The sequence below is a fragment of the Segeticoccus rhizosphaerae genome (genome assembly GCF_005222685.1).
In the GTDB taxonomy this organism is placed as follows: Bacteria; Actinomycetota; Actinomycetes; order Actinomycetales; family Dermatophilaceae; genus Segeticoccus; species Segeticoccus rhizosphaerae.
The window spans coordinates 37,644-44,545 of record NZ_SWMA01000033.1 but is presented as its reverse complement, the minus strand read 5'-3'; the positions used below and the strand labels follow the sequence as shown (position 1 = coordinate 44,545).

The window sequence follows — 6,902 nt, the reverse complement described above, 5'->3', positions numbered from 1 at the left end:
CACGGCCGCTGGTGACGCACCGTCGTTGTTCGTCGGGGTGGCAGCCGCCAGCCTGCTGGCCGCTGCGCGGGCCGCCGAGCTCACCACGCGGCCGGCGCGGGCAGCGGCCAGGTCGGCGCGGAAGTCGGCCGCGTGCTGGTAGCGCTCCTCTCGGTCCTTGGCGAGCGCGTGCAGCGCTACGGCGTCCAGCGCCGGAGGAACGCTCGACTCGTAGGTGGACGGGGGCTGCGGCATCTCGCCGATGTGCTGGTAGACCAGCGAGACCGGCTCGCCGATGAAGGGAGTGCGCCCGGTGAGCAGCTCGAAGAACAGGCAGCCCGTCGAGTAGAGATCGGAGCGGGCGTCGACCGTGGCTCCCTGCGCCTGCTCCGGCGAGAGGTAGCGGGCCGTCCCGATGACCGCCTGGGTCTGGGTCATCGTGGCCGCGGTGTCGGCGAGGGCGCGGGCGATCCCGAAGTCCATCACCTTGACGGCGCCGGTCGGCGTCAGCATGACGTTGGCCGGCTTGATGTCGCGGTGGACGATGCCCTTCTCGTGGCTGTACTCCAGCGCCTCCAGGACGCCCGAGGTCACCCGTGCCGCCTCGTCCGGCGCGAACGGTCCCGACTCGTCGAGCACCTCGCGCAGGGTGCGGCCCTCGACGTACTCCATGACGATGTAGGGGATCGCGACGCCGGCGCCGCCGGACTCGGTCGTGTGTTCCTCGCCCGAGTCGTAGACCGCGACGATGGCGGGATGGTTGAGCCCGGCCGCCGACTGCGCCTCGCGTCGGAAGCGGGCGAGGAAGGACGTGTCGCGTGCCAGGTCGGCGCGCAGCACCTTGACGGCGACACTGCGACCGAGGCGCGTGTCGTGGCCGAGGTGCACCTCCGCCATACCGCCGCGCCCTATCAGCTCGCCGATCTCGTAACGCCCGCCGAGCAGGCGGGGTGCCCCGTTCATCGTCCCAACCCTGCTTCCATGACCTTCTTGGCTATCGGTGCGCTCACTGTGCTGCCGGTGGCCTCGCTGCGCAGCGTCCCACCGTCCTCCACGACGACGGCAACGGCGATCTTCGGGTTCTTCGCCGGGGCGAACCCGGTGAACCAGACGTGCGCCGCCAGCCCCTCCCCATGTTCGGCGGTGCCGGTCTTGCCTGCCACCTGCACGCCCGGGATCTGCGCGTTTCGACCGGTGCCGCTGTTCACGACATCCTCCATCATCGAGGTGAGCTGGTCGGCCACGCCCGGCCGCACCGCTTCGGAGAGTTGCTGGGGGTGGGCGGTGTCGATGACGTCCAGGTCGCTGCTGCGCACGTCCTTGACCAGGTAGGGCGACATCACCGTGCCGCCGTTGGCGATCCCGGCGGTCACCATGGCGACCTGCAGGGGGGTGACGCGCACGTCGTACTGGCCGACCGCCGCCTGGGCCGTCTGCGGCTTGTTGAGCTCGTCGGGGACCACGCTCGGCGTCACCCGCATCGGCACGTGCAGCGTCTGGCCGAACCCGAACTTGTCGGCCTGGCTGCGCAGGGCGTCGGGACCCAGCTGGAGACCGAGCCAGCCGAAGGAGGAGTTGCAGGACATCTCGAGCGCGTGCCGCAGCGTCGTCCTGCCGTTCGGCCCGCAGATCTCGTGGCCGAAGTTGGGCAGCGTCGCCGAGGTGTCGGGCAGGTCCAGCTCGCGGGGGCCCGGGACCACCGAGCTGGGCGAGTACTTGCCGGAGCTGAGGGCCGCCGCCGCGGTGACGAGCTTGAACGTCGACCCCGGCGGGTAGAGGTCGCCCGCGATGGCCCGGTTGATCATCGGCCGGCCCTTGTCGGCGTTCAGCGACTTCCACGCCTCGGACACCTTGGTGAGGTTGTGGCTGGCCAGGGCGTTGGGGTCGTACTGCGGCTTGCTGACCATGGCGAGGATGGCCCCCGTGGTGGGGTCGAGCGCCACGACCGCGCCGCGCTGGTCGCCCAGGGCTTCCTCGGCGGCCTGCTGCACCTTGGCGTCGATGGTGAGCTCGAGCGTCGCCCCCTGCGGCGGCTTGCCGGTGATCACGTCGACGATGCGTCGGTAGAACAGCTTGTCGGACTGGCCGGACAGCAGCTCGTTCTCTGCCGACTCCAGTCCGCCGCCGGCGCCGTAGGTGAAGGAGTAGTAGCCGGTCACGTGGGAGTACTCCTTGCCCTGCGGGTAGGCCCGGATCCATTTGAGCTGGTCCTTGGTGGGCAGGGACTGCGCGACCGGCTTGCCGTCGACGAGGATGGCGCCGCGCTCCTTGCTATAGCTGGCGAGCAGGGTGCGCCGGTTGCCGGGCCGGTCGGCAAGGTCCTTGGCCTGGACGAACTGGATCCAGGTCGTGGACAGCAGCAGGACACAGAACATCGCGGCCACGACGAAGGCCAGTCGGCGGATCGGGGCGTTCACCGGGTCTTCACCACCCGGGTGTCGTCTCGGCCGAGGCCGCCCGGGTCGGCGGCCTGCGGCGCGGGACGACGTGCCTGGTCACTGATGCGCAGCAGCAGGGCGACGATGGTCCAGTTGGCGAGCAGGGAAGACCCTCCTTGGGACAGGAACGGCATGGTCAGGCCGGTGAGCGGGATGACGCGGGTGACGCCCCCGACCACGACGAAGCACTGCAGGGCCACGGAGAACGACAGACCGGTCGCGAGCAGCTTGCCGAAGCCGTCGCGGGCGCCGATCGCGGTCCGCAGGCCGCGCTCGACCAGCAGGGCGTAGAGCAGCAGCAGGGCCATCGCGCCGATCAGACCGAGCTCCTCGGCGAAGCTCGGGAAGATGAAGTCGCTCTCGGCGAAGTAGGTCAGGTCGGGGTGCCCGCGGCCGAGTCCGCTGCCGAACAGCCCGCCGGCGCCCATGCCCTCGAGCCCGAGCACGAGCTGGTCGGAGACCTTGAGCGCGGCGTCGGAAAAGGGATGCAGCCACAGCAGCACCCGCTCCTGCACGTGGCCGAACATGAGGTAGGCGAGGTAGGCGCCGCCGCCGAAGAGGATCAGGCCGATGGCGATCCAGGAGCGGCGCTCGGTCGCGACATACAGCATCGAGACGAACAGGCCGAAGAACAGCAGCGACGACCCGAGGTCGCGCTCGAAGACCAGCACGCCGAGGCTGGCCAGCCACGCGATCAGGATCGGGCCGAGGTCGCGGGCCCGCGGCAGCGGGAGACCGAGCACCCTGCGGCCCACCAGCGCGAGCGCGTCCCGGGTCTGCACGAGGTAGCCGGCGAAGAAGATGGTGAGCAGGATCTTGGCGACCTCGCCGGGCTGGAAGGACAGCGGCCCGATCTGGATCCAGATGTTGGAGCCGTTGACCTGACTGCCGATGAGGGGCAGCAGCGGCAGCAGCAGGAGCACGAGGCCGGCGGCCATCATGGAGAACGTGTAGCGCGCGAGGTGTCGGTGGTCACGCAGGAACACGATCACCAGGGCCGCCAGGATGACCGACAGCGCACTCCACATCAGCTGCCGGGTCGCCAGGCCCTCCGAGATGTCGCGCGAGTGCGCAATGTCCAGCCGGTGGATCATCACCAGGCCGAGGCCGTTGAGCAGGGTGACGATCGGCAGGAGGAGCGGATCGGCATACGAGGCACGCCATCGCAGCACGAGGTGGAAGGCGCCGGTGATGACCAGCAGACCCACGCCGTAGGTGAGCAGGTCCGGCGGCAGCGAGCCGCCGCTGGTGGCGAGCCCGACGTTGACGTAGGCGACCAGCACGATGCAGATCGCCAGCAGCAGCAGGGCGAGCTCGACGTTGCGCCGGGTCCGGGGCGGGATGGAGGTCACTGTGCTCATGGGTGGCAGCTGCCTCCCGTCGCTGCGAAGACCCGGCACGGCTCGGACTCACCGCGCAGCTGCGCGACGATCTTGACGGCGTCGTCGTGGCTGGCGGCGCTGAGCGTGTCGGCCACCTGGTCGCGGTAGTAGTCGGGCAGGTCGGCGACGAAGACGTCGGTCTCCGTGTCCACTGACGACAGCGAGACCGGGCCGAGGTCCTGGGACACTCCGCGGTAGATCGTCACCCGGCCGTCGTGCTCGCCGACGTAGTACTGCTGCTGGGACCACCCGTATGCCGCGAAGGCGCCGCCGCCGATGACGACGACCGCGAGCACCAGGGCGGCGATCCAGCGGACCCACCGCGCCAGGCCCGAGTGCGGGCCCTCCTCGGCGAGGGTCGGCGGGAAGTCGTCCTCCTCCTCCACGTCGGGCGCGTTGGCCTGACGGGACAGGGCGCGGGCCTTCTCGGCCGGCGTCGGCTCCTTGGTCGGCACGACCGTGGTGGCGCGCCGCTCGGCGGCCGCCCCGACCACCTCGGCCGTGGTGGGGGTGCCGCTCTGGCTGCTCGGGACCACCTCTGCGACCACGCAGGTGACGTTGTCGCGCGCGCTCGCGCGCAGCGCCACCTGGATCAGCCGGTCGGCGATCTCGCCCGGGGTGCCGTCGCCCCCGAAGATCTCCTCGATGATCTCGCTGGAGACGAAGTCGGACAGACCGTCGGAGCACAGCAGGTAGCGGTCACCGGGGCGGGCCTCGCGCAGCGACAGGTCCGGGTCGTCGTCCGCGCGGCCGGTCATCACCCGGGTGACCAGCGAGCGCTGAGGGTGGTGCAGGGCCTCGTCCGGTGTGATCCGGCCCTCGTCGAGCAGGCTCTGCACGAAGGAGTGGTCGCGGGTGATCTGGGTGAAGACACCGTCGCGCAACAGGTAGGCCCGGGAGTCGCCGATGTTGGCCAGCGCCAGCTTGTTGCCGCTGCGCAGCATCGCGATCAGCGTGGTGCCCATCCCGTCGAGCTCGGGCGAGTCCTCCATCGCGTCGCGTAACCGCCGGTTCGCACGGCGGACCGCCTTGCCAAGCTGCTCGAGGACGTCGTCGGCGCCGTGGTTCTCGCCGTCGAGGTGGACCAGCTCGCCGACCACGAGGGAGCTGGCGACGTCTCCGGCCGCGTGCCCGCCCATGCCGTCCGCGAGGATCAGCAGGTCGGGCCCGGCGTAACCGGAGTCCTCGTTGCGGCTCTTGCTGCCGAGGCCGAGGTCTGAGCGAGCCGCGTAGCGCAGCGCGATAGGCATCCCGGGCTACTTCCGCAGCTCGATGACGGTCCGCCCGATCCGCAGGCGCGAGCCCACGTCGAGGCGGGCGCCCTCCCCGATGCGCTGGTTGCCGAGCCAGGTGCCGTTGGTGGAGCCGAGGTCGTCGGCATACCAGCCGTCGTCGCGCCGGTAGATGCGCACGTGCCGGCCCGAGGCGAAGTCGTCACCGAGGACAAGGGTGCACTCGGGGTTGCGCCCGATCAACAGGCCCGCGTCCGTCAGCGGCAGCGTGGTGCCCCGCAGCGATCCCTCGATCACGGTGATGTTGGTCGGTCCGCGACGGATGGCGCGGGGCGGCTTCGCGGGACGAGGCGTCTCCTGGGCCCGGGACTGTTTGGTGCTGCGGGAGACCACGCGGGTGCCGTAGAGGTCGCCGCGGAGCACCCCCACCACGCTGAACACGAACGCCCACAGCAGGGCGAGCAGGCCGAGGCGGATGACCGTGACGGTGAGCTCACTCATGCCGGGGCCCCCGGAGAAGTATCTGAGGCCGGGTGGCAGGGGGCCCTCCTCATCGGCGGCCACCGAGGCGGAACGTGAGGGCGGTGCGGCCGACGGTGACCCGGTCGCCGTCGGACAAGCGCTGGGAGCGGACGCGCTCGCCGTTGACGAAGGTGCCGTTGGTCGAGTCGAGGTCGCGGATGCTGGTCAGCAGGTGCGGGCCGTCGCTGGTCACCCGGATCTCGCTGTGCTGGCGGGAGATGCCGGGGTCGTCGAGCACCACGTCGGCGGAGTCGTCGCGGCCGAGCACGGTGATGGCGCTGAGCAGTGGGTAGCGCTGACCGTCGATGTCCAGCCACGGCCGGTGCGCGGCGCTCGGGCGCTGGCGTTGCGGGCGGGGCGGGGTCGGCGGGGCCTGCTGGGGAGCGGCCGCGGGATGCTGCGCCGGGGGCGGGGCGACGGGCGCGCCCGGCTCGGGCTCCGGCATACGGCCTGCGGGTGGCCCGTATGCCGAGTGGTCCGGCTGCTGCGGCTCGTGCGGCTGGTGCTGCGGGCGCGGGGCGTGCTGCTGGCGCCGGGCGGCGCGGGCCGTGGACGGGCGCAGCTGGAAGACCCCCGTCTCCAGCTCCTCGTTGCACTCGAAGTGGACGTGCACGGGGCCACCAGGGGTGTAGCGCTGGGTCTCGGCGTGCTCCTGGGCGGAGGCCACCAGCTCGTCGGTCAGCTCGTCGGCGTAGGCGGTGAGGTGCTCGTAGTCGGTCTCGGACAGCTCGACAGTGAACAGGTTGGGCACGATGGTGCGGCCCCGGCCGAGGACGGCGGCGCGGTCGTCCATGGCCCGCCGCACCGCGGAGGCGATCTCGACCGGCTGCACCTCGGACTTGAAGGCTCGCGCGAAGACCCCGTTGACCGCTCGCTCGATCCGCTGTTCGACGCGATCGAACACACCCATGTCGGCCTCCCTCCTTGGTCTTGGCCGGTCGCTCTGTTTGACGCTTGCCTGACGCCCCGCGAGGCGTGGTGGTTCCCGCGCCCGGGTTGGCGGCGGCGCTGCTCGTCGCTCGATGGTAACGGGCGGGGCTGGACCGACGGTCGAGGCGCGACCCCGGTTTGTGCTCCGAGGGGGTCGTGCAGCACACTATGGGAGCGCGCGCGAGTGGCGGAATGGCAGACGCGCTGGCTTCAGGTGCCAGTGTCCGAGAGGGCGTGGGGGTTCAAATCCCCCCTCGCGCACCAATGAGAGAAGGACCCCCACGCTTTTCGGGGGTCCTTCTCTCATTGGTATGGAACAGGCGGATTTGCGACGGCTCCCCCGCGCGTCAAGCCGCGCTGGCAAACATCGCCGGCGACCCGGCATACAGGGCCTTGAGCTCCCCTTTGCCAGCGCGGCT

The 6,902-nt window shown here is 71.0% G+C and carries 6 protein-coding genes and 1 tRNA gene; 1 reads left to right on the top strand and 6 read right to left on the bottom strand.

All coding sequences use genetic code 11. From position 1 onward, the window contains the following. The 6 genes from FCN22_RS17440 to FCN22_RS17415 all read right to left on the bottom strand — a co-directional run. On the bottom strand, positions 1-942 hold a 942-nt coding region (locus FCN22_RS17440; RefSeq protein WP_137122842.1), incomplete at its 3' end, for a protein kinase domain-containing protein. Then, positions 939-2,396, bottom strand: coding sequence for a peptidoglycan D,D-transpeptidase FtsI family protein (locus FCN22_RS17435; RefSeq protein ID WP_137122841.1), 1,458 nt, complete (start codon positions 2,394-2,396; stop codon positions 939-941). The genes FCN22_RS17435 and FCN22_RS17440, both read right to left, overlap by 4 nt. Next, a complete protein-coding gene (locus tag FCN22_RS17430; protein ID WP_137122840.1) occupies positions 2,393-3,778 on the bottom strand; it encodes an FtsW/RodA/SpoVE family cell cycle protein in 1,386 nt (461 codons plus the stop codon). The genes FCN22_RS17435 and FCN22_RS17430 overlap by 4 nt, the downstream gene beginning before the upstream one ends. Further along, positions 3,775-5,049: a PP2C family protein-serine/threonine phosphatase gene (locus FCN22_RS17425; protein WP_137122839.1), complete on the bottom strand. Its 1,275-nt coding sequence runs from the start codon at positions 5,047-5,049 to the stop codon at positions 3,775-3,777. Before FCN22_RS17425 ends, FCN22_RS17430 begins: the two co-directional genes overlap by 4 nt. 6 nt (positions 5,050-5,055) lie before the next feature. Then, positions 5,056-5,532 (bottom strand): FHA domain-containing protein FhaB/FipA, encoded by a 477-nt coding sequence (locus tag FCN22_RS17420; RefSeq protein WP_137122838.1) that lies wholly within the window; start codon positions 5,530-5,532, stop codon positions 5,056-5,058. 49 nt (positions 5,533-5,581) lie between these two features. After that, positions 5,582-6,463, bottom strand: coding sequence for an FHA domain-containing protein (locus FCN22_RS17415; RefSeq protein WP_137122837.1), 882 nt, complete (start codon positions 6,461-6,463; stop codon positions 5,582-5,584). Between the two features lie 198 nt (positions 6,464-6,661). Between FCN22_RS17415 and FCN22_RS17410 the strand changes: the two genes are divergently transcribed. After that, a tRNA-Leu gene (locus FCN22_RS17410) sits at positions 6,662-6,747 on the top strand. Positions 6,748-6,902: the final 155 nt, after the last annotated feature.